Origin of the sequence: Pseudomonas sp. M20, from assembly GCF_045037865.1 — a bacterium.
In the GTDB taxonomy this organism is placed as follows: domain Bacteria; phylum Pseudomonadota; class Gammaproteobacteria; order Pseudomonadales; family Pseudomonadaceae; genus Aquipseudomonas.
In genome coordinates, this window is the sequence record NZ_CP173611.1 from 1,459,563 (window position 1) to 1,486,337 (window position 26,775).

Genomic DNA, 26,775 nt, shown 5'->3' on the forward strand with positions numbered 1-26,775 from the left:
TGATTAGCGGGAGCGAGGCCATCATGCCTTCGCTTTTTTACCCCGTCAAACGTTTTGTAGTGCTTTTTTTAAAGCACTACATCTTTCGTCTAATACGACTAATCAGTCAGTTTTCGGTGCTTTAGTCCAATGCGTCGACTTTCACTCGCAAGGTCATGTCATCCCGGCCTTGAGTCGAGTAGCTGCGGGTCAGGCCCTGTTTATCGGCCTGGGTCTGGCGATTGACGCCGGCGAGGGTGATCCACTCGCCGAGGCGCCCGCTGACAGTTGTGTCGGTGCTTTGCACGTTCACTACATCGGGACGTTCCTGGCTCATGCGGTCACGGTTGGTACTGATCGCCAGGTGAACGATGTCGCCGGTGACGCTGGCGGTGACGTAGAAACCTTGGGTGACGTTGCGGTATTGCGTCTGGCTGTTGTAACCGCCGTAGGAATCGCTCTGAACATTGGTGATTGGCACACTTTGCCCGACTTGAATCAGCGCCGGCATGCCATCGGTGGCTTGCACCTGTTGCACGCCGCCTTCACGGCTGATGGTGCTGCGGCTGATGATGCGGGTTTGACTTGGCTGGGCGCCATTGACCGAATAACCCTCGTCGCCCCGACCATTGTTTTCGTTGGTGTCGACGCTGATCAGCAGGCGCTTGGGCGCGGTGTCGAGTTGGGTAATCAGTGCCTTGAGTTCCTGAATCTTGTCCGGTTCGGCCTTGATGATCAGTTGGTTGCCGTAGGCGCTGACCTGACCGTCCTTGCCGAGGAAGTCTTGCGCCATCGGCAGCATGTCGGTGCTGGTGCGGTAATTGAGAGGCACGATTTCTGTGGCTGCCATCACCGAAAAACTGCAGCCGAGCAGCAGGGTGGTGAGCAGGGTGCGTAGGGACATGTCCGTTATCTCCGCTTTCGAAAGGCTTGATATTGCCAGTTTGTCGGCCTTGGGTGGGGCAAGTTGAATCGTAGACAGCAAAACGCCCCGGCATCGGTTGATGTCGGGGCGTTTTGTGGTGTGCTTGCTGGCCTCTTCGCGAGCAGGCTCGCTCCCACATTAAATCTCTGTCTGACACAAATATCGTGTCCGCTGGAGATCCCCTGTGGGAGCGAGCCTGCTCGCGAAGGCCGCGCCGCGGTTTTATGCCGAATGCCGAACCATATCGACATGCGGAATCCCGGCTTCGAGGAATTCCTCGCTGACCAGGCTGAAACCCAAGCGTTCATAAAACGCCGTGGCTTGCACCTGAGCACTGAGCATTTGCTGCTTCAACCCACGTTCTTCAGCTTCAGCAATGACCGCTTGCATCAGCGCATCACCGACCTTCATCCCGCGCCAGTCTTTCAGTACTGAAACCCGGCCAATGTGCCCATCGGGCAACAGGCGCGCAGTACCAATCGGAAAGTCGCCTTCAAACGCCAGAAAATGCACGGCGGTCGCGTCGTCCGCGTCCCATTCCAACTCAGGTGGCACCGATTGTTCGGCGATGAACACCGTTTCACGAATGCGCCGGATCTCGGCGATGTCCTTCTGCCAGTCTGCGACACGTACGCGAATCTTATTCATCGGCGAACCCCAGGCTCCCTTGCTTGACCAGCTGGCACAGCAGGCCACAAGCGTCTTCGTCGTTCAGCCACTCACCGAGGTTGTCGGTGTGCAGGGCGTCGGCGGCGCAGATCAGCTTCAACAGCTCGCGCAGCTTGCCCGGCAGATAACGGCTCTGGCCGCTGGCGAACAGCAGCAGGTCGTCATCGACTTCCGACCAGGCCAGGCGCGCGCTCGGGTTGCGGATCAGTACGGCGCCATCCTGCAGGGCGGCGAGGAAGTCTTCTTCTTCGATTTCTTCCGGGCCGGCCACCAGTTCCGGGTAGCGCGGCTCGGTCATGTACTGGCCGAACCAGGTCAGCAGCAGGCGCTCGTCGCTCATGTGTTCGGCGAGCAGCGCTTTCAGGCGATCCAGTGCATCGTGTTGAATCTGGTGTGGATCGGCTGCTGGCTGTGCGTCGGCATCGGTGTAGCGCTCTTCGTCAGTCAGGAACTGGCTGAGGAAGTCGGTGAAGTGGGTCAGTACTTCGGAAGCGCTCGGCGCACGGAAGCCAACCGAGTAAGTCATGCAGTTGTCGACCGCGACACCGCAATGGGCCAGACGCGGCGGCAGGTAGAGCATGTCGCCCGGCTCCAGGACCCACTCTTCGCTCTCGTGAAATTCAGCGAGGATGCGCAGATCGGCGTGTTGCAGCAGCGGGCTTTCGGAATCGCACATCTGGCCGATTTTCCAGTTGCGCTTGCCGTGGCCTTGCAGCAGGAACACGTCGTAGTTATCGAAGTGCGGACCGACGCTGCCACCCGGAGCGGCGAAGCTGATCATCACGTCGTCGACGCGCCAGCTCGGCAGGAAACGGAAGTTTTCCAGCAGCTCGCTGACTTCCGGTACGAATTGGTCGACGGCTTGAACCAGCAGGGTCCACTCTTTTTCCGGCAACTTGCTGAATTCGTCTTCAGCGAACGGGCCCCGACGCAGTTCCCATGGACGCTCGCCGTGCTCGATCACCAGGCGCGACTCGACTTCTTCTTCCAGAGCCAGGCCGGCCAGTTCGTCGGCGTCGATCGGGCTTTCGAAGTCAGGAATCGCCTGGCGGATCAGCAGTGGCTTTTTCTGCCAGTAGTCGCGCAGGAACTCGCGCGCCGTGATGCCACCCAGAAGTTGAAGAGGAATATCGGGATTCATATGTAACCTATTGAAAAAAAGCACTTTTCATACGGGAATAAAAACGCCCGGCGCGGCCGGGCGTCTCAAACGGATCAAGCGGTCGATCAGATGCGTTTGGCTTGCGCTACAGCGTTGCCGATGTAGTTGGCCGGGGTCAGTTGCTTGAGCTCGGCTTTCGCTTGCGCTGGCATGTCCAGGCCGTCGATGAAAGTCTGCAACGCTTCAGGGCTGATGCCCTTGCCGCGAGTCAGTTCTTTCAGCTTCTCGTACGGGTTTTCGATGTTGTAGCGGCGCATCACGGTCTGGATCGGCTCAGCCAGCACTTCCCAGCAAGCGTCGAGGTCAGCGGCAATCTTCTGCTCGTTGAGCTCCAGTTTGCTGATGCCTTTAAGGCTGGCTTCGTAGGCGATCACGCTGTGGGCGAAGCCGACACCGAGGTTGCGCAGGACGGTGGAGTCGGTCAGGTCGCGCTGCCAGCGGGAGATCGGCAGTTTGCTCGCCAGGTGCTGGAACAGTGCGTTGGCGATACCGAGGTTGCCTTCGGAGTTTTCGAAGTCGATCGGGTTGACCTTGTGCGGCATGGTCGACGAACCGATTTCGCCAGCGATGGTGCGCTGTTTGAAATAACCCAGGGAGATGTAGCCCCAGATATCACGGTCGAAGTCGATCAGGATGGTGTTGAAGCGCGCGATCGCGTCGAACAGCTCGGCGATGTAGTCGTGCGGTTCGATCTGCGTGGTGTACGGGTTGAAACCCAGACCCAGCTCGTCTTCGATGAAGGCGCGGGCGTTGGCTTCCCAGTCGATCTGCGGGTAGGCCGACAGGTGCGCGTTGTAGTTGCCGACGGCGCCGTTGATCTTGCCCAGCAGCGGCACGGCAGCGACCTGAGCGATCTGACGCTCGAGACGGTAAACCACGTTCGCCAGCTCTTTACCCAAAGTAGTCGGGGAGGCCGGTTGACCGTGGGTGCGCGACAGCATTGGCACATCAGCGAAACGGATGGCCAGTTCGCGGATCGCGTTGGCGGTCTGGCGCATCAGCGGCAGCATCACGTCGTCACGGCCTTCGCGCAGCATCAGGGCGTGGGACAGGTTGTTGATGTCTTCGCTGGTGCAGGCAAAGTGGATGAACTCGCTGACCTTGGCCAGCTCCGGCAGCTTGGCCGCCTGCTCTTTGAGCAGGTATTCGATCGCTTTGACGTCGTGGTTGGTGGTGCGCTCGATCTCTTTGACGCGCTCGGCGTGCTCCAGCGAGAAGTTTTCAGCCAGTTCATTGAGAACGGCGTTGGCCTCGGCGGAGAAGGCTGGCACTTCTGGGATGCCAGTGTGGGCGGCCAGGCGCTGGAGCCAGCGCACTTCAACCAGAACGCGGGCACGGATCAGACCGTACTCGCTGAAAATCGGGCGCAGGGCCTGGGTTTTGCCGGCGTAGCGGCCGTCAACAGGGGAAACCGCAGTGAGCGAAGAAAGCTGCATGGGGTGTTCTCGGACAGTCGGGCAACGAAATGGGGCGCGTATCATACATGAAAAAATCCGCCGGTCCGTTGCCAACTGACCGGCGTATTACGCGTTACAGACTACAAAGCTTTTATTGCAGGGCGAATTACTCGCTGCGCATCAACGGATACAGCTCTTTGAGCAGCTTGCGCCGGCTGATCACCAACTGCCAGCGATGGCCGCCGAGCTGTCGCCACAGGCGCGCTGAACGAATGCCGGCGAGCAGCAGGGCACGGATCTTCGAGGCATTGCTCGGCTGTTGCAGATTGCGCATGTCGCCATGCACCTGAATGCGCTGGCGCAGGGTGCTCAGGGTGTCCTGATACAGGGCGCCGCAAGCCGCGACCACGTTTTCGTGGGCCGGGCCGAAATGCTCGACTTGCGACTGAATCTGCGGCAAGCGCTTGCCGATGGTGTCGAGCATGTCGTTGCGCTTGGCCAGTTGACGCTCCAAACCCAGCATCGACAGCGCATAACGCAACGGCTCGCGCTGCAACGTGCTCGGGTCGCGTTCGAGGGCGCCGATCAGTGCGCGGTAGCCCTCGCGCAGATTAAGGTCATCGCCGCCGTACACGTCCAGCGTGTCCTTCGGGTCGCGCACCAGCAGACTGCCGAGCATGCAGGTCAGACCGGCCTCGCTGGTCTGGCCGGTTTTGGCGATCCGGTCGACCAGCACGGCGGCGAGAAACACCCCGCCGAGGGCCGTCAGTTGCTCCTGAGTCGGGCTCATGCCTGGCCGCTCCATGGCTCGGCGACTTCGATCACGCCGCCACCGAGGCAGATTTCACCGTCGTAGAACACCACGGACTGGCCCGGCGTCACCGCGCGTTGCGGTTCGTCGAACACGGCGCGGTAGCCGTTGGCGGTTTTTTCCAGGGTGCAGGCCTGATCGCTCTGGCGATAACGCACTTTGGCGGTCAGGTGCAGCGGCTGGCTCAGGTTGATCGGGTTGACCCAATAGATTTCCGAAGCGAGCAGGGCGCCGGAGAACAGCCACGGATGGTTGTTGCCCTGGCCGACGATCAACTCGTTGGTGTCGAGATCCTTGCGCAGCACGTACCACGGCTCGTCGCCGGCGTCTTTCAAGCCGCCGATGCCGAGGCCCTGGCGCTGACCGATGGTGTGATACATCAAACCGTGGTGACGGCCGATGACCTCGCCTTCGGTGGTCTTGATTTCGCCCGGTTGCGCCGGCAGGTATTGCTTGAGGAAGTCGCTGAAGCGACGCTCGCCGATGAAGCAGATCCCGGTGGAATCCTTCTTCTTCGCGGTGGCCAGCTCGTATTTCTCGGCAATTGCGCGCACTTCCGGCTTTTCCAGTTCACCGACCGGGAACAGGGTCTTGGCGATCTGTTCGCCGCCTACGGCGTGCAGGAAGTAGCTCTGATCCTTGTTCGGATCGAGGCCTTTGAGCAGTTCGGTGCGGCCATCGATGTCGCGGCGGCGCACGTAGTGGCCGGTGGCGATCAGGTCGGCGCCGAGCATCATGGCGTAGTCGAGGAACGCCTTGAACTTGATCTCGCGGTTGCAGAGGATGTCCGGGTTCGGCGTGCGACCGGCCTTGTATTCGGCCAGGAAGTGCTCGAACACGTTGTCCCAGTACTCGGCGGCGAAGTTGGCGGTGTGCAGCTTGATGCCAATCTTGTCGCAGACAGCCTGGGCATCCGCCAGGTCGTCCATGGCGGTGCAGTATTCCGTTCCGTCGTCTTCTTCCCAGTTCTTCATGAACAGGCCTTCCACTTCATAGCCCTGCTCGATCAGCAGGAGAGCGGAAACGGAAGAGTCCACGCCGCCGGACATGCCGACAATGACGCGCTTCTTGGATGTGTCAGAAGGGGCTGGATCACGCATAGGGATTCAATGAGTGTCTTGAAAAAGGACGCGATTCTAGCAGGCTCGCGGCCTCAAGGCTAAAGAGAAGGGCGGATCAGTTCGAGGCTGAAGTGATGACCGGCCAGATAATCGTCGATGCAACGGATGATCAGCTCACTGCGCCAGTTGTCGCGCTGAGTCATTAATTCGTCACGGGTCAGCCACTTGGCGCGGACGATGCCGTCGTCGAGCTGGTAATCCGGATGATGTTTGATGGCTTTGGCGCTGAAACACACGCGTTGGTAGGTCACGCCGTTGCTCGGCGCGGTGTACAGGTAAATGCCGATAACGCCGATGGGTTCGACGTCCCAGCCGGTTTCTTCGAGGGTTTCGCGTACGGCGGCGTCGATCAGGGTTTCGTCCGGGTCGAGATGTCCGGCGGGCTGGTTGAGCACATTGCGCCCGGCCTTGTGTTCCTCGACCATCAGGAAGCGACCGTTGTCCTCGACGATAGTGGCGACGGTGATGTGGGGGAGCCATTCCATAGGATGTCCTCAAATATAGAATTGAAATCCAATCCCCCCTGTGGGAGCGAGCAGGCTCGCTCCCACAGGGGAATTGTGTGAGCTCTGGAAACACAAACCCCGGCACAGGGCCGGGGTTCGTTTACAGCGCTACAACCTTAAACCAGCGCAGCAATCGCCGCGTTGAGGGTTGCGCTTGGGCGCATGGCCTTGCTGATCAGCTCGGCATTGGCGTGGTAGTAACCGCCGATGTCGACTGGCTTGCCCTGAACGGCGTTGAGTTCGGCAACGATGGTTGCTTCGTTCTCGGTCAGGGTTTTTGCCAGAGTCGCGAACTGCGCTTGCAGTGCAGCGTCTTCAGTCTGGGCAGCCAGGGCCTGAGCCCAGTACATCGCCAGATAGAAGTGGCTGCCGCGGTTGTCGATGTTGCCGACTTTGCGCGATGGCGACTTGTTGTTGTCGAGGAACTGACCAGTGGCCTGATCCAGAGTCTTCGACAGCACCAGCGCTTTCGGGTTGTTGTAGTTCACACCCAGATGCTCGAGGGATGCTGCCAGTGCGAGGAACTCGCCCAGCGAATCCCAGCGCAGGAAGTTCTCTTCAACCAGTTGCTGCACGTGCTTAGGAGCCGAACCGCCGGCGCCGGTTTCGAACAGGCCACCGCCGTTCATCAGCGGCACGATCGACAGCATCTTGGCGCTGGTGCCCAGTTCCATGATCGGGAACAGGTCGGTCAGGTAGTCGCGCAGTACGTTGCCGGTCACCGAAATGGTGTCCTTGCCTTCGCGGGTGCGCTGCAGGGTGTACTTCATCGCGTCGACCGGCGCCATGATCTGGATGTCCAGACCGGTGGTGTCGTGATCCTTCAGGTAAGCCTGAACCTTCTCGATCACTACGCCATCGTGAGCGCGCATTGGGTCCAGCCAGAAGATCGCTGGAGTTGCGCTTGCGCGAGCACGGTTGACGGCCAGTTTGACCCAATCCTGGATCGGCGCGTCTTTGGTCTGGCACATGCGGAAGATGTCGCCGGCTTCAACAGCCTGTTCCATCAGCAGGTTGCCCTTGCTGTCGGTGACGCGAACCACGCCATCAGCCTTGATCTGGAAAGTCTTGTCGTGCGAGCCGTACTCTTCGGCTTTCTTCGCCATCAAGCCAACGTTTGGCACGCTGCCCATGGTGGTCGGGTCGAAAGCGCCATTGGCTTTGCAATCTTCGATCACGGCCTGGTAGATGGTCGCGTAGCAACGATCCGGGATCACAGCCTTGGTGTCGTGCAGCTGACCGTCGGTGCCCCACATCTTGCCGGAGTCACGGATCATTGCTGGCATCGAGGCGTCGACGATAACGTCGCTCGGCACGTGCAGGTTGGTGATGCCTTTGTCGGAGTTGACCATCGCCAGCGATGGGCGAGCAGCGTAGACGGCGGCCATGTCAGCTTCGATCTGTGCTTGCTGCTCAGCCGGCAAGGCTTTGATGCGCGCGTACAGATCGCCGATGCCGTTGTTCAGGTTGAAGCCGATCTCGGCCAGCACGTCAGCGTGCTTGGTCAGTGCGTCTTTGTAGAACTCGGCAACGATCTGGCCGAACATGATCGGGTCGGAGACCTTCATCATGGTCGCTTTCAGGTGCACCGAGAGCAGCACGCCTTGCGCCTTGGCGCTTTCGATTTCAGCAGCGATGAACGCGCGCAGGGCGTTTTTGCTCATCACGGCGCAGTCGAGGATCTCGCCAGCCTGAACGGTGGTTTTTTCTTTCAGAACGGTCGCGGTGCCGTCTTTGGCGATCAGCTCGATCTTCACGGCGTCAGCGGCGTCGATCAGGGCAGCTTTTTCGCTGCCGTAGAAATCGCCGGTGCTCATGTGAGCGACGTGGGACTTGGAGTCTTTGGCCCAGGCGCCCATTTTGTGCGGGTGCTTGCGCGCATAGTTCTTCACCGACAGCGGTGCGCGACGGTCGGAGTTGCCTTCACGCAGAACCGGGTTCACGGCGCTGCCCTTGACCTTGTCGTAACGCGCCTTGGCGTCTTTGTCGGCGTCGCTGGTTACGGTTTCCGGGTAGTCCGGCAGGTTGTAACCCTGAGCTTGCAGCTCTTTGATCGCGGCTTGCAGCTGTGGCACCGAAGCGCTGATGTTCGGCAGCTTGATGATGTTGGCTTCAGGCGTAACGGCCAGGTCGCCCAGTTCGGCGAGGTGGTCGGCTACGGCTTTGTCGCCCAGTTGCTCGGGGAAGCTGGCCAGAATACGTGCTGCAAGAGAGATATCGCGGGTTTCCACGGCGATATCGGCCGAAGCGGTGTACGCCTCGATGATCGGCAGCAGGGAATAGGTGGCGAGGGCTGGAGCTTCGTCGGTGAAGGTATAGATGATCTTCGAGCGGGTGGGCATATTCGGATTAACTCTCTCTTCTTTGCTAAAGCGTGCGCAGAAACTCGAGGGGCGCCGGGTAAGCGCGTTCGTTCAAAGTCATCCATGAACCGAATGTCGAGATTCTTCGCGGTGATGTTGGGTGCATCAGTAGAGCGTCAAGCAGTCAGGCTGCGGTAACAACCCGACCAATCAGGCGGAAAGTCTCGTTCTAGAGAGGCCAGCCGTCGTGACCCTGTGGTCAGCGGGCGGCATTATACATAGGTAGCTGGCAATCTGCCGATGGTTCATATGCAACGATTCTCGTCCATTGGTCTAAAGGTCGCAGGGCAGGGTGGCGCGTAGAGTCGTCGCGAATGCTTGAGTTTGGCGCTTTTCCCTTTGCTTTCAGGCTTGTACGAAACGAGATGTAGCTGCGCCACGAACAGAGGGTTTGCGTGTTGATTTAACTGGGTTACGCTCGAACCAAGCCAGATGTTCAATCCAAACAATGGAGTTCAGCATGGGTTACAAGAAGATTCAGGTTCCAGCCGTCGGCGACAAAATCACCGTCAATGCAGACCATTCTCTCAATGTTCCTGATAACCCGATCATCCCCTTCATCGAAGGTGACGGCATTGGTGTCGACATCAGTCCGGTGATGATCAAGGTTGTCGATGCTGCAGTTCAAAAGGCATACGGCGGTAAACGCAAGATTTCCTGGATGGAAGTCTACGCCGGGGAAAAAGCCACTCAGGTTTACGATCAGGACACCTGGCTGCCTCAGGAAACCCTCGATGCAGTCAAGGATTACGTGGTTTCCATCAAAGGCCCGCTGACCACCCCGGTCGGTGGTGGCATCCGCTCGCTGAACGTGGCCCTGCGTCAGCAACTCGACCTGTACGTCTGCCTGCGCCCGGTGCGCTGGTTCGAAGGCGTGCCGAGCCCGGTGAAAAAGCCTGGCGATGTGGACATGACCATTTTTCGCGAGAACTCCGAAGACATCTACGCGGGCATCGAGTGGAAGGCCGGTTCGCCGGAAGCCACCAAAGTCATCAAATTCCTTAAAGAAGAAATGGGCGTCACCAAGATCCGTTTCGACGAAAACTGCGGCATCGGCGTCAAGCCGGTTTCGCTGGAAGGCACCAAGCGTCTGGCACGCAAGGCTTTGCAATATGTGGTCGATAACGACCGCGATTCGCTGACCATCGTGCACAAAGGCAACATCATGAAGTTCACCGAAGGTGCCTTCAAAGAGTGGGCCTACGAAGTGGCCGCCGAAGAATTCGGCGCGACCCTGCTCGACGGCGGTCCGTGGATGCAGTTCAAGAACCCGAAAACCGGCAAGAACGTTGTGGTCAAGGACGCTATCGCTGACGCCATGCTCCAGCAGATCCTGTTGCGCCCGGCCGAGTACGATGTGATTGCGACCCTGAACCTCAACGGCGACTACCTCTCCGACGCTTTGGCTGCGGAAGTGGGCGGTATCGGCATCGCGCCGGGCGCCAACCTGTCCGACACCGTGGCGATGTTCGAAGCGACCCACGGTACTGCGCCGAAGTACGCCGGCAAGGATCAGGTCAACCCGGGTTCGCTGATTCTCTCGGCTGAGATGATGCTCCGCCATATGGGCTGGACCGAAGCGGCGGATCTGATCATCAAGGGCACCAACGGCGCTATTTCGGCCAAGACTGTGACCTATGACTTCGAACGTCTGATGGACGGGGCCAAGCTGGTTTCGTCTTCGGGCTTTGGCGATGCGCTGATTTCGCATATGTAAAACGCGGGCACATAAAAACCGCCTGATTCTTCATTGAGTCAGGCGGTTTTTTATTGCTTGGGATATTCAGGTGAAGATCAGTCAGCTCACGCTTTGGCAGTTGCGGCGGCAGCGGCAGCGGCAGCGCCAAAAGCAGCACTCTCAGCGGGGCTGGATGGTTCAATGATGACGTTTGTGATTTTTAGGGCATGCAGCCCCTTGGGGCCTTGAACAATCTCAAAACTCACCAGTTGTCCAGCCTTGAGGGTTTTATACCCGTCCATCTCAATGGCGGAGTAGTGCGCAAAGAAATCGATCTCTTTGTCATCCTCATCGCGGCCTTCGCGGGCGTCGGTATTGATAAAGCCGAATCCCTTGGCATTGTTGAACCATTTCACCTTGCCGACAGCCATGCTCAAATCCCTCTGCAACAGACTCCATCGCTGGAGTATCATCCAATTCATCCGCAATCTTATTCGTTAAAAGAATTGACTCCGCGGATCTTTTTTACCCACTGTGGGTTCTATTGGTTGTAACACCGTTTTCCCGATAGTCAAGGTGACCGGGCAGTCGGAGTTGAAAACGTGGACAACCGCCCCCACCACTGTATTTGCACAACTGACGAACCTTTCTTTCCATGCATGCAATCAGCCAGATTCGACTAACATTCAATCAGGATCGCCCGCTTCTCCAAAAGGATCTTCCAGAGGAGCACGACGACGATTCGGCAGGCGTTGCTGTTCAGGAAGCAAAGCCTGCGTTACAGGCGCCGCCGATGTACAAGGTGGTTTTGTTTAATGATGACTACACACCGATGGATTTCGTCGTCGAAGTGCTCGAGGTGTTTTTTAACCTGAATCGCGAGCTGGCGACCAAGGTCATGCTGGCCGTTCACACAGAAGGACGGGCAGTATGTGGAGTGTTTACCCGCGACATCGCCGAGACAAAGGCCATGCAGGTCAACCAGTACGCCAGGGAAAGCCAGCATCCGCTACTCTGTGAAATCGAGAAGGACGGTTAATCGCCGACCACTTGGGTATGAGGTGAAGCTATGTTAAACCGCGAGCTCGAAGTCACCCTCAATCTAGCCTTCAAGGAGGCTCGTTCGAAACGTCATGAATTCATGACCGTCGAACACCTTTTGCTGGCCCTATTGGACAATGAGGCTGCCGCCACCGTTTTGCGTGCCTGCGGCGCAAACCTCGACAAACTCAAGCATGACCTGCAGGAGTTCATCGACTCCACCACGCCATTGATCCCCGTTCATGACGAAGATCGCGAAACCCAGCCAACACTGGGCTTCCAGCGTGTACTGCAACGTGCTGTTTTCCACGTACAGAGCTCGGGCAAACGCGAAGTAACCGGCGCCAACGTGCTGGTTGCCATCTTCAGTGAGCAAGAGAGTCAGGCAGTGTTCCTGCTGAAACAGCAGAGCGTTGCGCGCATCGATGTCGTCAACTACATCGCTCACGGCATTTCCAAAGTGCCGGGGCATGGCGATCACTCTGAAGGTGAACAAGATATGCAGGACGACGAGGGCGGTGAGTCTTCTTCTTCAGGCAATCCTCTGGATGCTTATGCCAGCAACCTCAACGAACTCGCGCGTCAGGGTCGAATAGATCCGCTGGTCGGCCGTGAGTCGGAAGTCGAGCGTGTCGCGCAGATTCTCGCGCGTCGGCGCAAAAACAATCCGCTGCTGGTCGGTGAAGCAGGCGTGGGTAAAACCGCGATTGCCGAAGGTCTGGCCAAGCGCATTGTCGACAATCAGGTTCCGGATCTGCTGGCCGGCAGTGTTGTTTATTCGCTTGATCTCGGTGCTCTGCTCGCGGGTACCAAGTATCGCGGTGATTTCGAGAAGCGTTTCAAAGCGCTGCTCAATGAACTGAAAAAGCGTCCGCAAGCCATTCTGTTCATCGACGAGATCCACACCATTATTGGTGCGGGTGCTGCGTCGGGCGGGGTCATGGACGCTTCGAATCTGCTTAAGCCGCTGCTGTCGTCTGGCGACATTCGTTGCATCGGTTCGACCACGTTCCAGGAGTTTCGCGGCATCTTCGAGAAGGATCGTGCCTTGGCGCGCCGCTTCCAGAAGGTCGATGTCGTCGAGCCATCGGTGGAAGACACCATTGGTATCCTGCGCGGCCTGAAAGGGCGTTTCGAACAACACCACAACATCGAATACAGCGACGAAGCGCTGCGTGCCGCTGCTGAACTGGCATCGCGCTATATCAATGACCGACACATGCCGGATAAAGCCATTGACGTTATTGACGAGGCGGGCGCGTATCAGCGCCTGCAACCGGTCGAGAAGCGCGCCAAGCGTATCGAAGTGCCGCACGTCGAAGACATCGTCGCGAAAATCGCGCGGATTCCGCCTAAGCACGTCACCAGCTCCGACAAAGAGCTGCTGCGTAACCTGGAGCGTGACCTGAAACTGACGGTGTTTGGTCAGGACGCGGCGATCGATTCGCTGTCGACTGCGATCAAACTATCGCGTGCCGGCCTGAAATCGCCTGACAAACCAGTCGGTTCGTTCTTGTTCGCAGGTCCGACCGGTGTCGGTAAAACCGAGGCCGCGCGGCAACTGGCCAAGGCGTTGGGGATCGAACTGGTTCGCTTCGACATGTCCGAGTACATGGAGCGTCACACCGTATCTCGTCTGATCGGTGCGCCTCCTGGGTATGTTGGTTTCGATCAGGGCGGTCTGTTGACCGAAGCGATCACCAAACAGCCGCACTGCGTATTGCTCCTCGATGAAATCGAGAAGGCGCATCCGGAAGTCTTCAACCTGCTGCTGCAGGTGATGGACCACGGTACGCTGACCGACAACAACGGGCGCAAGGCGGACTTCCGCAACGTGATTGTGATCATGACCACCAACGCTGGTGCCGAAACGGCGGCGCGTGCTTCGATCGGTTTCACCCATCAGGACCACTCGTCTGATGCGATGGAAGTGATCAAGAAGAGCTTCACGCCGGAGTTCCGCAACCGTCTGGACACCATTATCCAGTTTGGTCGCCTCAGTCATGAGGTCATCAAAAGCGTGGTGGACAAGTTCCTTACCGAGCTTCAGGCGCAGCTAGAAGACAAGCGTGTGCTGCTTGAGGTCACCGACGCGGCGCGCAGTTGGCTGGCGGCGGGTGGTTATGACTCGGCGATGGGCGCACGTCCGATGGCGCGTCTGATCCAGGACAAGATCAAGCGTCCGTTGGCGGAGGAGATTCTGTTTGGCGAGCTGGCCGAGCATGGCGGTGTGGTGCACATCGACATCAAGGATGGTGAGTTGACGTTTGACTTCGAGACTACCGCAGAAATGGCCTGACGGCCTGGGATCAAGAGGGCGCCTTCGGGCGCCTTTTTGTTGTCTGGGTTTTTTGGTGAATATCCGTTGCTGCGGTGATGGCTTATTACGGTTTCGCCCTTACGGCGACTCACTTTTTTTCAAACGCCAAAAAAAGTAAGCAAAAAACGCTTGCTCCTACGTGCGGCCCGCTCGCTGGGGCTCGGGGTTCCTTCGCTGCGGGATCGATCCGGGCGCAGCGCCTACGGTTTGCTGCGCTGCACCTCCTCTCGCTGTGTTTGGCTGCGCCAAACGGTCGCTGCGCTCCCACGCCCGGATCAATCCCTCCACTCAGCCTTCCGATGTCGCCTTAAAGATCAAAAGCTGCAGCCGAGCTAACGCTCATCCTGTTGAGTGGTGAGGGGCACAGCGTGGTCGGCTTTGGATTTGCGTTGGAGCTGCCCCTCACCCCAGCCCTCTCCCGAGGGAGAGGGAGCCGATGGTGGGCATCTCAAAATTTGCGTTCAACTCGGTATTTCACGTCGGCGTACATCTCTCAAACACTTCGGTCAGTCCCCTCTCCCTCCGGGAGAGGGCTAGGGTGAGGGGCTCTTGATCTGGCTTTGGCTTTTGACGTGGCTTTTGATTTATTGCCCCTTCGGCAGGCCGAGCGTAGGTGTTCATCCGGGGGTAGGCGCGCAGCGCCGTGCGGCGAAGCCGCATTCATCGAGAGGAGGTGCAGCGAAGCAAACCGTAGGCGATGCCCCCGGATGGACACCGTAGCGAGGGAACACTGAGCCTCAGCGAAGTGCCGTACGCCGGGGCGAGCCTTTTTGGTTACTTTTTCGGCGTTTGGAAAAAGTGACCCGCCGTAAGGGCGGAACCCTAAGCAGCCATAACCGCAGCAACGGATATGCCCCCAAATCCCAAATCCCAAACCCAAACCCCAAAACGCAGATACAAAAACGCCCGGCATAAACCGGGCGTTCTGTATTGACTTGATTAACGAGCGCGGTAAGTAATGCGCCCTTTGCTCAAGTCATAGGGCGTCAGCTCGACGCGCACTTTGTCACCGGTAAGAATACGAATGTAGTTCTTGCGCATCTTGCCGGAAATATGCGCGGTTACGACGTGCCCATTTTCCAACTCCACACGAAACATGGTGTTGGGCAGGGTGTCGACGACAGTGCCTTCCATTTCGAAGCTGTCTTCTTTCGACATGCAGTAAAGCCCTCGGTATCCAATGAATGGCCCGGTGCAACTGCGCCAGGCAAAAGCGGCGTGCATTGTGCCCGAAAAATGGGGTTTACGCCAAGGGGTTTACGGCTTGGGTTTAGTTGAGGATGACCCAGCGCTGATTAATCAGCAATTCGATGGGCCGATATTGCGTCTTGTAGTTCATCTTTTTGCAGTTCTTGATCCAATAACCAAGGTACACCGCCTCAAGCCCGAGACGCTGTGCCTCGGCGATTTGCCAGAGGATGGCAAATCGGCCAAGACTGCGGCGCTCTTCGTCGGGTTCGTAAAAGGTGTAAACCGCCGACAAACCGTTCGGCAGCAAATCGGTCACCGCCACGGCGAGCAACCGTCCGTCGAGTCGGAACTCGTAAAAACGCGAGAAGGGCAGATCGCGTACCAGAAAAGTCGAGAATTGATCACGACTCGGCGGGTACATATCGCCGTCAGCGTGGCGTTGTTCGATGTAGCGCTGGTACAGATCGAAATATTCTTCGCTGAACTGCGGTTTGGCCGGGCGCACCTGCAAATCCGCGTTGCGCTTGAAAATCCGCTTCTGCTGACGATTAGGTGTGAACTGCGCCACCGGAATGCGCGCAGGCACGCACGCATTGCAGTTCTGGCAATGCGGGCGATACAGATGATCGCCACTGCGGCGAAAGCCCATTTCCGACAGGTCTGCGTAGACATGCACATCCATGGGCTGACTCGGATCGAGAAACAGGGTCGTGGCCTGCTCCTCGGGCAGATAACTGCAAGAGTGAGGCTGAGTGGCATAGAACTTCAAGCGCGCCAACTCGGTCATGATCAACCCTCGGGATAAGCTGGTGAATTAAGTGTAAGCCACGCGCGCAAAAGTCGCTCAGCAAACCCAGGTGGCACGATTGGGTTGATCCAGGTGATTTGCCAGATAGTCGGCGAATTGCTGGCGAGGAATCGCCCGCGCGCCGAGGCTGTGCAGATGATCGGTCGGCATCTGGCAATCGATCAGCACGAATCCCGAGTCTTGCAGATGGCGCACCAGGGTGGCAAAGCCGAATTTGGAGGCGTTGTCGGCGCGGCTGAACATCGATTCGCCGAAAAACAGTTGGCCCATCGCCAGGCCGTACAGGCCGCCGACCAGTTCGCCCTGATCCCAGACTTCCACGGAATGGGCGAAGCCGCGACGATGCAGTTCAATGTAGGCGTCCTGCATGGCTTCGGTGATCCAGGTGCCGTCGGCGTAATCCCTGGGCGCGGCGCAGGCGCGGATCACGGCGTCGAAGTCCTGATCGAAGGTCACTTGATAGCGTTCCTGGCGCAGCAATTTGCCGAGGCTGCGCGAGACATGCAGTTCGTCGGGAAACAACACAGTGCGCGGATCCGGCGACCACCAGAGAATCGGTTGGCCCTCGGAAAACCACGGAAAGCAGCCATGGCGGTAAGCCTGGATCAAACGATCAGCCGACAGGTCGCCACCGGCGGCGAGTAATCCGTTAGGGTCGCGCATGGCCTTTTCCAGGGGCGGAAAAGTCAGGGAATTACGTTGTAACCAAGTCAGCATGGCATCCAGGCTTGCAGAAGGGGAGGGCGGTGCGGGCTTTTTAGCCCGCGATAAAGTGTGCCGTTAAATGACAGGAATGTCGTCCAGATACTTCTCGGCATCGAGCGCGGCCATGCAGCCGGCACCTGCTGACGTCACCGCCTGGCGGTAAACGTGGTCGGCCACGTCGCCGGCGGCGAACACCCCGGGAATCTCGGTGGACGTAGCGTCACCGTCGCTGCCACCCTTGACCAGCAAGTACCCATCGCGCATTGGCAGCTGTCCTTGAAACAGATCAGTGTTGGGCTTGTGACCAATGGCAATGAATACGCCGGCCAGCGCCAGTTCAGCGGTTTCGCCGGTGTGGCTGTCGCGCAGTCGCGCGCCGGTGACGCCGCTGGCATCGCCCAGCACTTCGTCGAGATTCTGGTTCCAGTGCAGGCGCACGTTGCCGTTGGCGGCTTTCTCGAACAGTTTGTCCTGAAGGATTTTCTCCGAGCGCAGCTTGTCGCGGCGGTGGATCAGGTGCACCTCCTTGGCGATGTTCGACAGGTACAGAGCTTCCTCAACCGCCGTATTGCCGCCGCCGACTACCGCCACCACCTGATTGCGATAGAAAAAGCCGTCACAGGTCGCGCAGGCGGAAACACCTTTCCCAGCGAAGGCTTCTTCCGAGGGCAGCCCCAGGTATTGCGCCGAGGCGCCGGTGGCAATGATCAGCGCATCGCAGGTGTAAGTGCCGCTGTCGCCGACAAGCTCGAACGGGCGATGCTGCAACTTGGCGGTGTGGATGTGGTCGTAAACGATCTCTGTAGCAAAGCGTTCGGCGTGCTTCTGCATGCGCTCCATCAACACCGGGCCAGTGAGGCCTTCGACGTCGCCGGGCCAGTTGTCGACTTCAACGGTGGTGGTGAGCTGGCCACCTGCCTGCAGGCCGGTAATGACCACGGGTTTGAGGTTGGCGCGGGCGGCATACACGGCAGCACTGTAGCCGGCCGGACCGGAGCCGAGGATGATCAGGCGTGAATGCTTCGCTACGTTCATCAAATACACCTCATAAGCCTTTGTCACAAAAGGTAATGCATGCTCAAATTGAGTCGCGGGTTCTGTGTGCTTGACTATGCTCAGTCTTGGGGTTTGAAGCATGGCATCAGACGCACAAACCCGTACAATGCCGGGCTGTTACAGAATATTCGCGGTGCGCTGTGTTTATAAAAAGCGCGACGCAGTGTTAAAAGTAGTCTCAGTTGCGCTCGTTCACTTTTTTACCTGCCTGGATTGGGCAGTTTTTTATCGTCATTCAATAGATGGACGCGCCTCGGGCGCAGGAAAAGAAGCGTTTTGAAGAAATCCACCGAAGCACCAAAAACAGTCGTTCCGCTCTGGCGTCAACAATTGCACTACCGGCTCAAGGAAGGTGCACTGATCGCCATCGGCGCCTTGTGCCTGTTCCTGATGATGGCTTTGCTGACCTACGGCAAGGACGATCCCGGCTGGAGCCACAACAGCAAGATCGACGACGTACAGAATTTCGGCGGCCCGGCGGGCTCCTACAGCGCCGACATCCTGTTCATGGTGCTGGGTTACTTCGCCTACATCTTCCCGTTGTTGCTGGCGGTCAAGGCCTACCAGATCTTCCGTCAGCGTCATGAGCCGTGGCAGTGGAGCGGCTGGCTGTTTTCCTGGCGCCTGATCGGTCTGGTGTTTCTGGTGCTGTCCGGCGCTGCGCTGGCGCATCTGCACTTTCACGCGGCTTCGGGTCTGCCGGCGGGTGCCGGTGGTGCACTGGGCGAGAGCCTCGGCAATCTGGCGAAGAACGCGCTGAACATTCAGGGCAGCACGCTGTTGTTCATTGCGTTGTTCCTGTTTGGCCTGACGGTGTTCACCGACCTGTCGTGGTTCAAAGTGATGGACATCACCGGCAAGATCACCCTCGACCTGTTCGAGCTGTTCCAGGGTGCGCTCAATCGCTGGTGGGCGGCGCGTACCGAGCGCAAGCAACTGGTTGCGCAACTGCGTGAAGTCGACGATCGCGTGCATGACGTGGTCGCGCCGACGGTCACCGACAAACGTGAGCAAGCCAAAGTCAAAGAACGCCTGATCGAACGTGAGCAAGCCCTGAGCAAGCACATGTCCGATCGCGAGAAACAGGTTCCGCCAGTCATCGCTCCTGCACCGGCCAAAGCGCCTGAGCCAAGCAAACGCGTGCAGAAAGAGAAGCAGGTGCCGTTGTTCGTCGACAGCGCCGTGGAAGGCACCTTGCCGCCGATCTCGATTCTTGATCCTGCGGAAAAGAAACAACTCAATTACTCACCGGAATCCCTGGCGGCGGTCGGCCATTTGCTGGAGATCAAGCTCAAGGAGTTCGGCGTCGAAGTCACGGTGGATTCGATTCACCCGGGTCCGGTGATTACCCGTTACGAAATTCAGCCTGCCGCCGGCGTCAAAGTCAGCCGCATCGCCAACCTGGCGAAAGACCTCGCGCGTTCGCTGGCCGTGACCAGTGTGCGGGTGGTAGAAGTGATTCCGGGCAAGACCACCGTCGGTATAGAGATTCCCAACGAAGACCGGCAGATCGTGCGCTTCTCCGAAGTGCTGTCGACGCCCGAGTACGACAACTTCAAATCGCCGGTCACCCTGGCACTCGGTCACGACATCGGCGGTAAGCCAGTGATTACTGACCTGGCGAAGATGCCGCACCTGCTGGTGGCCGGTACGACCGGTTCCGGTAAGTCGGTGGGTGTGAACGCGATGATCCTGTCGATCCTGTTCAAGTCCGGCCCGGAAGACGCCAAGCTGATCATGATCGACCCGAAGATGCTGGAACTGTCGATTTACGAAGGCATTCCGCACCTGCTGTGCCCGGTCGTGACCGACATGAAGGACGCCGCCAACGCCCTGCGCTGGAGCGTCGCCGAGATGGAGCGCCGCTACAAGCTGATGGCGAAAATGGGCGTGCGCAACCTGTCTGGCTTCAACGCCAAGGTCAAGGAGGCGCAGGACGCCGGCGAGCCGTTGAGCGATCCGCTGTACAAGCGCGAAAGCATTCACGATGAAGCGCCGCTGCTGCAGAAGCTGCCGACCATCGTCGTGGTGGTCGACGAATTCGCCGACATGATGATGATCGTCGGCAAGAAAGTTGAAGAGCTGATCGCCCGTATTGCGCAGAAGGCGCGTGCGGCGGGTATTCACTTGATCCTTGCGACCCAGCGGCCGTCGGTGGACGTGATCACCGGTCTGATCAAGGCCAACATCCCGACGCGTATGGCGTTCCAGGTGTCGAGCAAGATCGACTCGCGAACCATCATCGACCAGGGCGGCGCTGAACAACTGCTCGGCCACGGTGACATGCTCTACATGCCGCCGGGCACCAGCCTGCCGATCCGGGTTCACGGTGCGTTCGTATCCGACGATGAAGTACACCGTGTGGTCGAAGCGTGGAAACTGCGCGGCGCTCCGGAATACAACGATGACATCCTCAACGGTGTCGAAGAAGCCGGCAGCGGTTTTGAAGGTAGCAGCGGTGGCGGCGACGGCGATGATCCGGAAGCCGACGCGCTGTATGACGAAGCGGTACAGTTCGTACTCGAAAGCCGTCGTGCCTCGATTTCTGCGGTACAGCGCAAGCTGAAAATCGGCTACAACCGCGCCGCACGGATGATCGAAGCCATGGAAATGGCCGGGGTCGTCACCTCGATGAACACCAACGGTTCCCGTGAAGTCCTGGCCCCGGGCCCGGTACGCGACTGATTGCAAACGCAAGAGGCGGGACAATGATGTGCCGCCGCTCTCCCAACGAGTATTCAAGAGGACTCCCATGCGTCTTATCCGCATGCTGCTGCCAGTACTGGCGCTGACCACTCTCACGGCCCACGCCGATGACAAGGACGTGGCGCGTCTGACCCAATTGCTGGAAACATCCAAGACCCTGAGCGCGAACTTCTCGCAGCTGACCCTCGACGGCGGCGGCACACAGTTGCAGGAAACCACCGGCGACATGACCCTGCAGCGTCCGGGCCTGTTCTACTGGCACACCAATGCGCCAGCCGAGCAGACCATGGTTTCCGATGGCAAGAAAGTCACCCTGTGGGACCCGGATCTGGAACAGGCCACGATCAAGAAACTCGACGAGCGTCTGACCCAGACCCCGGCGCTGCTGCTGTCCGGTGATGTATCGAAGATCAGCCAGAGCTTCGCCATCAGCGCGAAAGAGGCGGGCGGTGTGATCGACTTCACCCTCAAGCCGAAAACCAAGGACACCTTGTTCGACAGCCTGCGTCTGTCGTTCCGCAACGGTCTGCTTAACGATATGCAACTGATCGACAGCGTCGGCCAGCGCACCAACATCCTGTTTACCGGGGTCAAGGCCAACGAGCCGGTGTCGCCGTCCAAGTTCAAGTTCGACATCCCCAAGGGTGCCGACGTGATCCAGGAATAAACGCAATAACCTGTGGGAGCGAGCCTGCTCGCGAATGCGGTGTATCAGTCACCATTAATGTTGAATGGACCATTGCATTCGCGAGCAGGCTCGCTCCCACAGGGATTGTTGTCCCCAGTGAGGTTTCATAGGTAGTGATGGATCTGTTTCGCAGTGCACCGATTGCCCAGCCACTGGCCGCGCGTTTGCGGGCGACCAATCTGGATGAGTACGTCGGTCAGGAGCACGTGCTCGCTCGCGGCAAGCCTCTGCGTGAGGCGCTGGAGCAGGGTGCCCTGCATTCGATGATCTTCTGGGGGCCGCCGGGCGTGGGTAAAACCACCCTCGCGCGGTTACTCGCGGAAGTCTCCGATGCGCATTTCGAAACGGTCTCGGCGGTGCTCGCCGGGGTCAAGGAAATCCGTCAGGCCGTTGAAATCGCCAAGCAGCAGGCCGGCCAGTACGGCAAGCGCACGATTCTGTTCGTCGATGAAGTGCATCGTTTCAATAAGTCTCAGCAGGATGCGTTTCTGCCGTACGTTGAAGACGGCACGCTGATCTTCATCGGCGCCACCACCGAAAACCCTTCGTTCGAACTCAACAACGCCTTGTTGTCGCGTGCCCGCGTCTACGTGCTGAAAAGCCTCGATGAAGCGGCGCTGCGTAAGCTGGTGCACCGTGCGCTCACCGAAGAACGTGGTTTGGGCAAGCGCAACCTGACGCTGAACGACGAAGGCTTCCAGATGTTGCTGTCCGCCGCCGATGGCGATGGCCGGCGTCTGCTCAATCTGCTGGAAAACGCCTCGGATCTGGCTGAAGACAACAGCGAAATCGGCACCGAGTTGCTGCAAAGTCTGCTCGGCGATACCCGTCGACGTTTCGACAAGGGTGGCGAAGCGTTTTACGACCAGATATCTGCACTGCACAAATCGGTGCGTGGCTCCAACCCTGACGGCGCGCTGTACTGGTTTGCGCGGATGATCGACGGTGGTTGCGATCCGCTGTACCTGGCCCGACGCGTGGTACGCATGGCCAGCGAAGACATCGGCAACGCCGACCCGCGCGCCCTCAGTCTTTGCCTCGCGGCGTGGGAAGTGCAGGAACGTCTCGGCAGCCCGGAAGGCGAGCTGGCGGTGGCGCAGGCCATCACCTATCTGGCCTGCGCGCCGAAAAGTAACGCCGTGTACATGGGTTTCAAAACCGCCTTGCGCGCCGCTGCAGAAAACGGCTCGCTGGAAGTACCGCTGCACTTGCGCAACGCACCGACCAAACTGATGAAACAATTGGGCTACGGCGACGAGTACCGCTACGCCCATGATGAGCCGGACGCTTACGCCGCCGGCGAAGACTATTTCCCGGAAGAGCTCGACCCAATCCCGTTCTACCAACCGGTGCCGCGCGGCCTGGAGTTGAAGATCGGCGAGAAGCTCAACCATCTCGCCCAACTCGACCGTTTAAGCCCTCGGCAGCGGAGAAAATAATGGTTCCACTGATCATTGCGGTCTCCGTCGGCGGCATGGCCGGCACCTTGTTGCGCTTCGCCACCGGCAATTGGATCAACGCCAATTGGCCGCGGCACTTCTATACCGCGACGCTGGCCGTTAATATCGTGGGCTGTCTGTTGATTGGCGTGTTGTACGGCCTGTTTTTGATACGCCCGGAGGTGCCGATCGAGGTACGTGCCGGGTTGATGGTTGGCTTCCTCGGGGGGCTGACGACTTTTTCATCCTTTTCACTGGATACGGTGCGCCTGCTGGAAAGCGGGCAAGTTCCGCTGGCCCTGGGCTACGCGGCGCTCAGCGTATTCGGCGGGCTGCTCGCGACGTGGGCTGGCCTGTCTTTGACCAAACTTTGATAACGAGAAACCGACATGCTCGATTCCAAACTGTTACGTAGCAACCTTCAGGACGTAGCGGACCGCCTGGCTTCCCGTGGCTTTGCCCTGGATACCGCGCGCATCGAAGCGCTGGAAGAACAGCGCAAGACCGTCCAGACCCGCACCGAAGCACTGCAGGCTGAGCGTAACGCGCGTTCCAAATCCATCGGTCAGGCCAAGCAGCGCGGCGAAGACATCGCGCCGTTGATGGCGGACGTCGAGCGCATGGCGGGCGAACTGAGTGCCGGTAAAGTCGAGCTGGATGCGATCCAGACCGAACTGGATTCGATCCTGCTCGGCATCCCGAACCTGCCACACGAATCCGTGCCGGTCGGCAAAGACGAAGACGACAACGTCGAAGTGCGCCGCTGGGGCACGCCGACCGCTTTCGACTTCGAAGTGAAAGACCACGTGGCGCTGGGCGAGAAGTTCGGCTGGCTGGACTTTGAAACCGCCGCCAAACTTTCCGGCGCGCGTTTCGCCCTGTTGCGTGGCCCGATCGCGCGTCTGCATCGCGCACTGGCGCAGTTCATGATCAATCTGCACGTCAACGAGCACGGCTACGAAGAGGCGTACACGCCTTATCTGGTTCAGGCCCCGGCGCTGCAAGGCACCGGTCAACTACCGAAGTTCGAAGAAGACCTGTTCAAGATCGCCCGCGAAGGCGAAGCCGATCTGTACCTGATCCCGACCGCTGAAGTGTCGCTGACCAACATCGTTGCTGGCGAAATCGTCGATTCGAAACTGCTGCCGATCAAGTTCGTCGCCCACACGCCGTGCTTCCGCAGCGAAGCCGGTGCGTCGGGTCGCGACACGCGCGGCATGATCCGTCAGCACCAGTTCGACAAAGTTGAAATGGTGCAGATCGTCGAGCCGTCGACCTCGATGGAAGCGCTGGAAGGTCTGACCGCCAACGCCGAAAAGGTTCTGCAACTGCTCGGTCTGCCTTATCGCACCCTGGCGCTGTGCACCGGCGACATGGGCTTCAGCGCGGTCAAGACCTACGATCTGGAAGTGTGGATCCCGAGCCAGGACAAGTACCGCGAGATCTCGTCGTGCTCGAACTGTGGCGACTTCCAGGCCCGTCGTATGCAAGCGCGTTTCCGTAACCCGGAAACCGGTAAACCTGAGCTGGTGCACACCCTGAACGGTTCCGGTCTGGCCGTCGGCCGCACTCTGGTGGCCGTGCTGGAAAACTACCAGCAGGCCGACGGTTCGATCCGGGTGCCGGACGTGCTCAAACCGTACATGGGTGGCCTTGAGGTCATCGGCTAAATGAAATATCTGCCGCTGTTTCACAACCTGCGCGGCAGTCGTGTGTTGGTCGTCGGTGGGGGGGAAATTGCCTTGCGCAAATCCCGCCTGCTGGCCGATGCCGGTGCGCTGCTGCGGGTGGTCGCACCTGAAATCGAATCGCAACTGCGTGAACTGGTCGTCGCCTCTGGCGGTGAATGCCTGTTACGCGGTTACGTTGAAGCGGATCTCGACGGTTGCGGGCTGATTATTGCCGCTACCGACGATGAGATGCTGAACGCACAAGTCTCCACCGATGCTCACAAGCGTTGCGTGCCGGTCAACGTGGTCGACGCGCCGGCCTTGTGCAGCGTGATCTTCCCGGCGATCGTCGATCGCTCGCCGCTGATCATTGCGGTGTCCAGCGGCGGCGATGCGCCGGTGCTGGCGCGTTTGATCCGGGCCAAGATCGAAACATGGATTCCCTCGACTTACGGTCAGTTGGCCGGACTCGCCGCGCGTTTCCGTAATCAGGTGAAAAGCCTGTTTCCGGATGTGCAGCAGCGTCGTGGTTTCTGGGAAGACGTGTTTCAGGGGCCGATTGCTGATCGCCAGCTTGCCGGGCAGGGCGCTGAAGCCGAGCGTCTGTTGCAGGCCAAAATTGATGGCGAAGCCATGGTCACCACCGGCGAGGTGTATCTGGTTGGCGCGGGCCCGGGCGATCCGGATCTGCTGACCTTCAAGGCGTTGCGTCTGATGCAGCAAGCCGACGTGGTGTTGTACGACCGCTTGGTCGCGCCAGCGATTCTTGAACTGTGCCGTCGTGATGCCGAGCGGGTCTACGTTGGCAAGCGTCGTGCTGATCACGCCGTGCCGCAGGATCAGATCAACCAGCAACTGGTCGATCTGGCCAAGGCCGGCAAGCGCGTGGTGCGGTTGAAGGGCGGCGATCCGTTCATCTTCGGCCGTGGTGGCGAAGAGATCGAAGAACTGGCCGCTCACGGCATTCCGTTTCAGGTGGTGCCGGGAATTACGGCGGCCAGCGGTTGCGCGGCGTATGCCGGGATTCCGCTGACCCATCGCGATCATGCGCAGTCGGTGCGGTTTGTCACCGGGCATTTGAAGGACGGTTCCACCGATCTGCCATGGGCCGACCTTGTCGCGCCGGCGCAGACGCTGGTGTTCTACATGGGCCTGGTCGGCTTGCCGGTCATTTGCGAGCAACTGATCAAGCACGGTCGTTCAGCGGATACTCCGGCGGCGTTGATTCAGCAGGGCACCACGGTCAATCAGCGCGTCTTTACCGGCACGCTGGCCGATCTGCCACGACTGGTGGCGGAGCACGAAGTGCATGCGCCGACACTGGTGATCGTGGGAGAAGTGGTGCAACTGCGCGAGAAACTGGCGTGGTTCGAAGGGGCTCAGGCGCAGGTCTGAAAAACCGAGTCGCCCCATTCGCGAGCAAGCTCGCTCCCACAGGGGATTTGTGAACGACACATATCCAGTGTGGGAGCGAGCTTGCTCGCGAAGAGGCCTTCCAAAACCCTATAACTCTCAACCTTTTCGCCAAACCCCTTTGCCGCTCAACCGCGCTCGATCATGGGCCACAGTGAAATCCTGCGCCGGCCCCTTCGGCACAACACCCGTCGGGTTGATCGTCTTGTGACTGCCGTAGTAGTGGTTCTTGATGTGCTGGAAATCCACCGTCTCGGCAATTCCCGGGAACTGATACACCTCACGCAGCCAGTTCGACAGATTCGGGTAATCGGCAATCCGCCGCAGGTTGCACTTGAAGTGCCCGTGATACACCGCGTCGAAACGAATCATCGTGGTGAACAGGCGGATGTCCGCCTCAGTCAGGTATTCCCCGCTCAGATAACGGTTGGCGCCCAAAACGCGCTCAAGGTGATCGAGTTCGGCAAACACCTCATCGAACGCTTCCTCATAAGCCTGTTGCGAAGTCGCAAAACCAGCGCGATACACGCCGTTGTTCACGGCCGGATAAATCCGCTCGTTCAGCGCATCGATCTCGCCACGTAACGGCGCCGGGTAGAAATCCAGATCATTGCCGGTCAGATCATCAAAGGCGCTGTTGAACATGCGGATGATTTCCGCCGATTCATTACTGACGATGCGCTTGAGCTTCTTGTCCCACAGCACCGGCACGGTGACGCGCCCGGTGTAATCGGCAGTGTCGGCGGTGTAGCGCTGATGCATGAATTCAAAGCCATCAAGCTTGTCGCCCGTCGAGCCAAGTGCTCTGTCGAAGGTCCAGCCGTTCTCCAGCATCAACCAACTGACCACCGAAACGTCGATCAGATTTTCCAGACCTTTGAGCTTGCGCAGGATCAGCGTGCGATGCGCCCATGGACAGGCGAGAGAAACGTAGAGGTGATAGCGTCCGGCTTCCGCGGCATAACCGCCTTCACCGCTCGGGCCAGGCTGGCCATCAGCGGTGACCCAGTTGCGGCGTTTTGCCTGTTCACGCTGGAACGCGCCGTCCTTGCTGCTTTCGTACCACTTGTCCTGCCAGTGGCCATCGACGAGTAAACCCATGATCAAGACTCCGTAAACCAATAATC

23 protein-coding genes are annotated in these 26,775 nt (G+C 59.0%); 9 read left to right on the forward strand and 14 right to left on the reverse strand.

All coding sequences use genetic code 11. The features are described 5' to 3' along the window. Positions 1 to 121 precede the first annotated feature (121 nt). The 8 genes from ACI514_RS06595 to ACI514_RS06630 form a co-directional block, all read right to left on the reverse strand. Entirely contained in the window at positions 122 to 883 is a 762-nt protein-coding gene (locus ACI514_RS06595) for a secretin N-terminal domain-containing protein (RefSeq protein WP_405123325.1), read from the reverse strand. 243 nt (positions 884 to 1,126) lie between these two features. Further along, complete coding sequence (locus tag ACI514_RS06600; RefSeq protein ID WP_034155132.1) at positions 1,127 to 1,552, reverse strand: GNAT family N-acetyltransferase; 426 nt, start codon at positions 1,550 to 1,552, stop codon at positions 1,127 to 1,129. Next, a complete protein-coding gene (locus tag ACI514_RS06605) occupies positions 1,545 to 2,714 on the reverse strand; it encodes a cupin domain-containing protein (RefSeq protein ID WP_160058623.1) in 1,170 nt (389 codons plus the stop codon). The genes ACI514_RS06600 and ACI514_RS06605 overlap by 8 nt, the downstream gene beginning before the upstream one ends. Before the next feature lie 86 nt (positions 2,715 to 2,800). Further along, positions 2,801 to 4,171 carry an adenylosuccinate lyase gene (gene purB / locus ACI514_RS06610; protein ID WP_405123326.1) on the reverse strand — a complete coding sequence of 457 codons (1,371 nt, stop codon included), beginning with the start codon at positions 4,169 to 4,171 and terminating at the stop codon, positions 2,801 to 2,803. 127 nt (positions 4,172 to 4,298) lie between these two features. Beyond that, entirely contained in the window at positions 4,299 to 4,922 is a 624-nt protein-coding gene (hflD, locus tag ACI514_RS06615) for a high frequency lysogenization protein HflD (RefSeq protein ID WP_038362633.1), read from the reverse strand. Beyond that, on the reverse strand, positions 4,919 to 6,043 hold the full coding sequence (gene mnmA / locus ACI514_RS06620) for a tRNA 2-thiouridine(34) synthase MnmA (RefSeq protein ID WP_405123327.1): 1,125 nt from the start codon (positions 6,041 to 6,043) through the stop codon (positions 4,919 to 4,921). Before mnmA ends, hflD begins: the two co-directional genes overlap by 4 nt. A gap of 59 nt (positions 6,044 to 6,102) precedes the next feature. Then, the gene (locus tag ACI514_RS06625; protein ID WP_160058620.1) at positions 6,103 to 6,549 is read right to left on the reverse strand and encodes an NUDIX hydrolase; all 447 of its coding nucleotides are present in this window, start codon (positions 6,547 to 6,549) and stop codon (positions 6,103 to 6,105) included. Between the two features lie 137 nt (positions 6,550 to 6,686). Then, positions 6,687 to 8,912 carry an NADP-dependent isocitrate dehydrogenase gene (locus tag ACI514_RS06630; protein WP_405123328.1) on the reverse strand — a complete coding sequence of 742 codons (2,226 nt, stop codon included), beginning with the start codon at positions 8,910 to 8,912 and terminating at the stop codon, positions 6,687 to 6,689. A gap of 481 nt (positions 8,913 to 9,393) precedes the next feature. Between ACI514_RS06630 and icd the strand changes: the two genes are divergently transcribed. Beyond that, positions 9,394 to 10,650, forward strand: a complete 1,257-nt coding sequence (gene icd, locus ACI514_RS06635; protein WP_007920207.1) for an NADP-dependent isocitrate dehydrogenase — start codon at positions 9,394 to 9,396, stop codon at positions 10,648 to 10,650. 86 nt (positions 10,651 to 10,736) lie between these two features. On the opposite strand, the gene ACI514_RS06640 is transcribed toward icd, so the two are convergent. After that, positions 10,737 to 11,042 (reverse strand): cold shock domain-containing protein, encoded by a 306-nt coding sequence (locus tag ACI514_RS06640; protein ID WP_405123329.1) that lies wholly within the window; start codon positions 11,040 to 11,042, stop codon positions 10,737 to 10,739. Between the two features lie 224 nt (positions 11,043 to 11,266). Between ACI514_RS06640 and clpS the strand changes: the two genes are divergently transcribed. Both clpS and clpA read left to right on the forward strand, forming a co-directional pair. Next, positions 11,267 to 11,650 carry an ATP-dependent Clp protease adapter ClpS gene (clpS, locus tag ACI514_RS06645; RefSeq protein ID WP_016987405.1) on the forward strand — a complete coding sequence of 128 codons (384 nt, stop codon included), beginning with the start codon at positions 11,267 to 11,269 and terminating at the stop codon, positions 11,648 to 11,650. 30 nt (positions 11,651 to 11,680) lie between these two features. Further along, positions 11,681 to 13,951, forward strand: a complete 2,271-nt coding sequence (gene clpA / locus ACI514_RS06650; protein WP_007920210.1) for an ATP-dependent Clp protease ATP-binding subunit ClpA — start codon at positions 11,681 to 11,683, stop codon at positions 13,949 to 13,951. Positions 13,952 to 14,911: 960 nt separating this feature from the next. On the opposite strand, the gene infA is transcribed toward clpA, so the two are convergent. The 4 genes from infA to trxB all read right to left on the reverse strand — a co-directional run bounded on the left by infA (position 14,912) and on the right by trxB (position 17,711). Next, positions 14,912 to 15,130, reverse strand: a complete 219-nt coding sequence (gene infA / locus ACI514_RS06655; RefSeq protein WP_002553999.1) for a translation initiation factor IF-1 — start codon at positions 15,128 to 15,130, stop codon at positions 14,912 to 14,914. 112 nt (positions 15,131 to 15,242) lie between these two features. After that, on the reverse strand, positions 15,243 to 15,950 hold the full coding sequence (locus ACI514_RS06660; protein WP_016987044.1) for an arginyltransferase: 708 nt from the start codon (positions 15,948 to 15,950) through the stop codon (positions 15,243 to 15,245). A gap of 57 nt (positions 15,951 to 16,007) precedes the next feature. Then, entirely contained in the window at positions 16,008 to 16,688 is a 681-nt protein-coding gene (aat, locus tag ACI514_RS06665) for a leucyl/phenylalanyl-tRNA--protein transferase (protein WP_160058617.1), read from the reverse strand. A 63-nt stretch (positions 16,689 to 16,751) separates the two neighbouring features. Beyond that, complete coding sequence (gene trxB / locus ACI514_RS06670; RefSeq protein ID WP_405123330.1) at positions 16,752 to 17,711, reverse strand: thioredoxin-disulfide reductase; 960 nt, start codon at positions 17,709 to 17,711, stop codon at positions 16,752 to 16,754. A gap of 297 nt (positions 17,712 to 18,008) precedes the next feature. Here trxB and ACI514_RS06675 point away from each other — a divergent pair, with 297 nt between their 5' ends. The 6 genes from ACI514_RS06675 (at position 18,009) to cysG (ending at position 25,630) form a co-directional block, all read left to right on the forward strand. Beyond that, on the forward strand, positions 18,009 to 20,417 hold the full coding sequence (locus tag ACI514_RS06675; RefSeq protein ID WP_123594191.1) for a DNA translocase FtsK: 2,409 nt from the start codon (positions 18,009 to 18,011) through the stop codon (positions 20,415 to 20,417). 67 nt (positions 20,418 to 20,484) lie between these two features. Next, positions 20,485 to 21,105, forward strand: coding sequence for an outer membrane lipoprotein chaperone LolA (gene lolA / locus ACI514_RS06680; protein ID WP_405123331.1), 621 nt, complete (start codon positions 20,485 to 20,487; stop codon positions 21,103 to 21,105). Between the two features lie 137 nt (positions 21,106 to 21,242). Then, positions 21,243 to 22,565 (forward strand): replication-associated recombination protein A, encoded by a 1,323-nt coding sequence (locus ACI514_RS06685; RefSeq protein ID WP_034155144.1) that lies wholly within the window; start codon positions 21,243 to 21,245, stop codon positions 22,563 to 22,565. Beyond that, a complete protein-coding gene (crcB, locus tag ACI514_RS06690) occupies positions 22,565 to 22,939 on the forward strand; it encodes a fluoride efflux transporter CrcB (RefSeq protein ID WP_160058614.1) in 375 nt (124 codons plus the stop codon). Before ACI514_RS06685 ends, crcB begins: the two co-directional genes overlap by 1 nt. 15 nt (positions 22,940 to 22,954) lie before the next feature. Continuing rightward, positions 22,955 to 24,235: a serine--tRNA ligase gene (serS, locus tag ACI514_RS06695; RefSeq protein ID WP_007908080.1), complete on the forward strand. Its 1,281-nt coding sequence runs from the start codon at positions 22,955 to 22,957 to the stop codon at positions 24,233 to 24,235. Then, complete coding sequence (cysG, locus tag ACI514_RS06700; protein WP_405123332.1) at positions 24,236 to 25,630, forward strand: siroheme synthase CysG; 1,395 nt, start codon at positions 24,236 to 24,238, stop codon at positions 25,628 to 25,630. Between the two features lie 117 nt (positions 25,631 to 25,747). Here cysG and ACI514_RS06705 read toward each other — a convergent pair whose 3' ends face one another. After that, entirely contained in the window at positions 25,748 to 26,749 is a 1,002-nt protein-coding gene (locus ACI514_RS06705; protein WP_405123333.1) for a glutathione S-transferase family protein, read from the reverse strand. Positions 26,750 to 26,775: the final 26 nt, after the last annotated feature.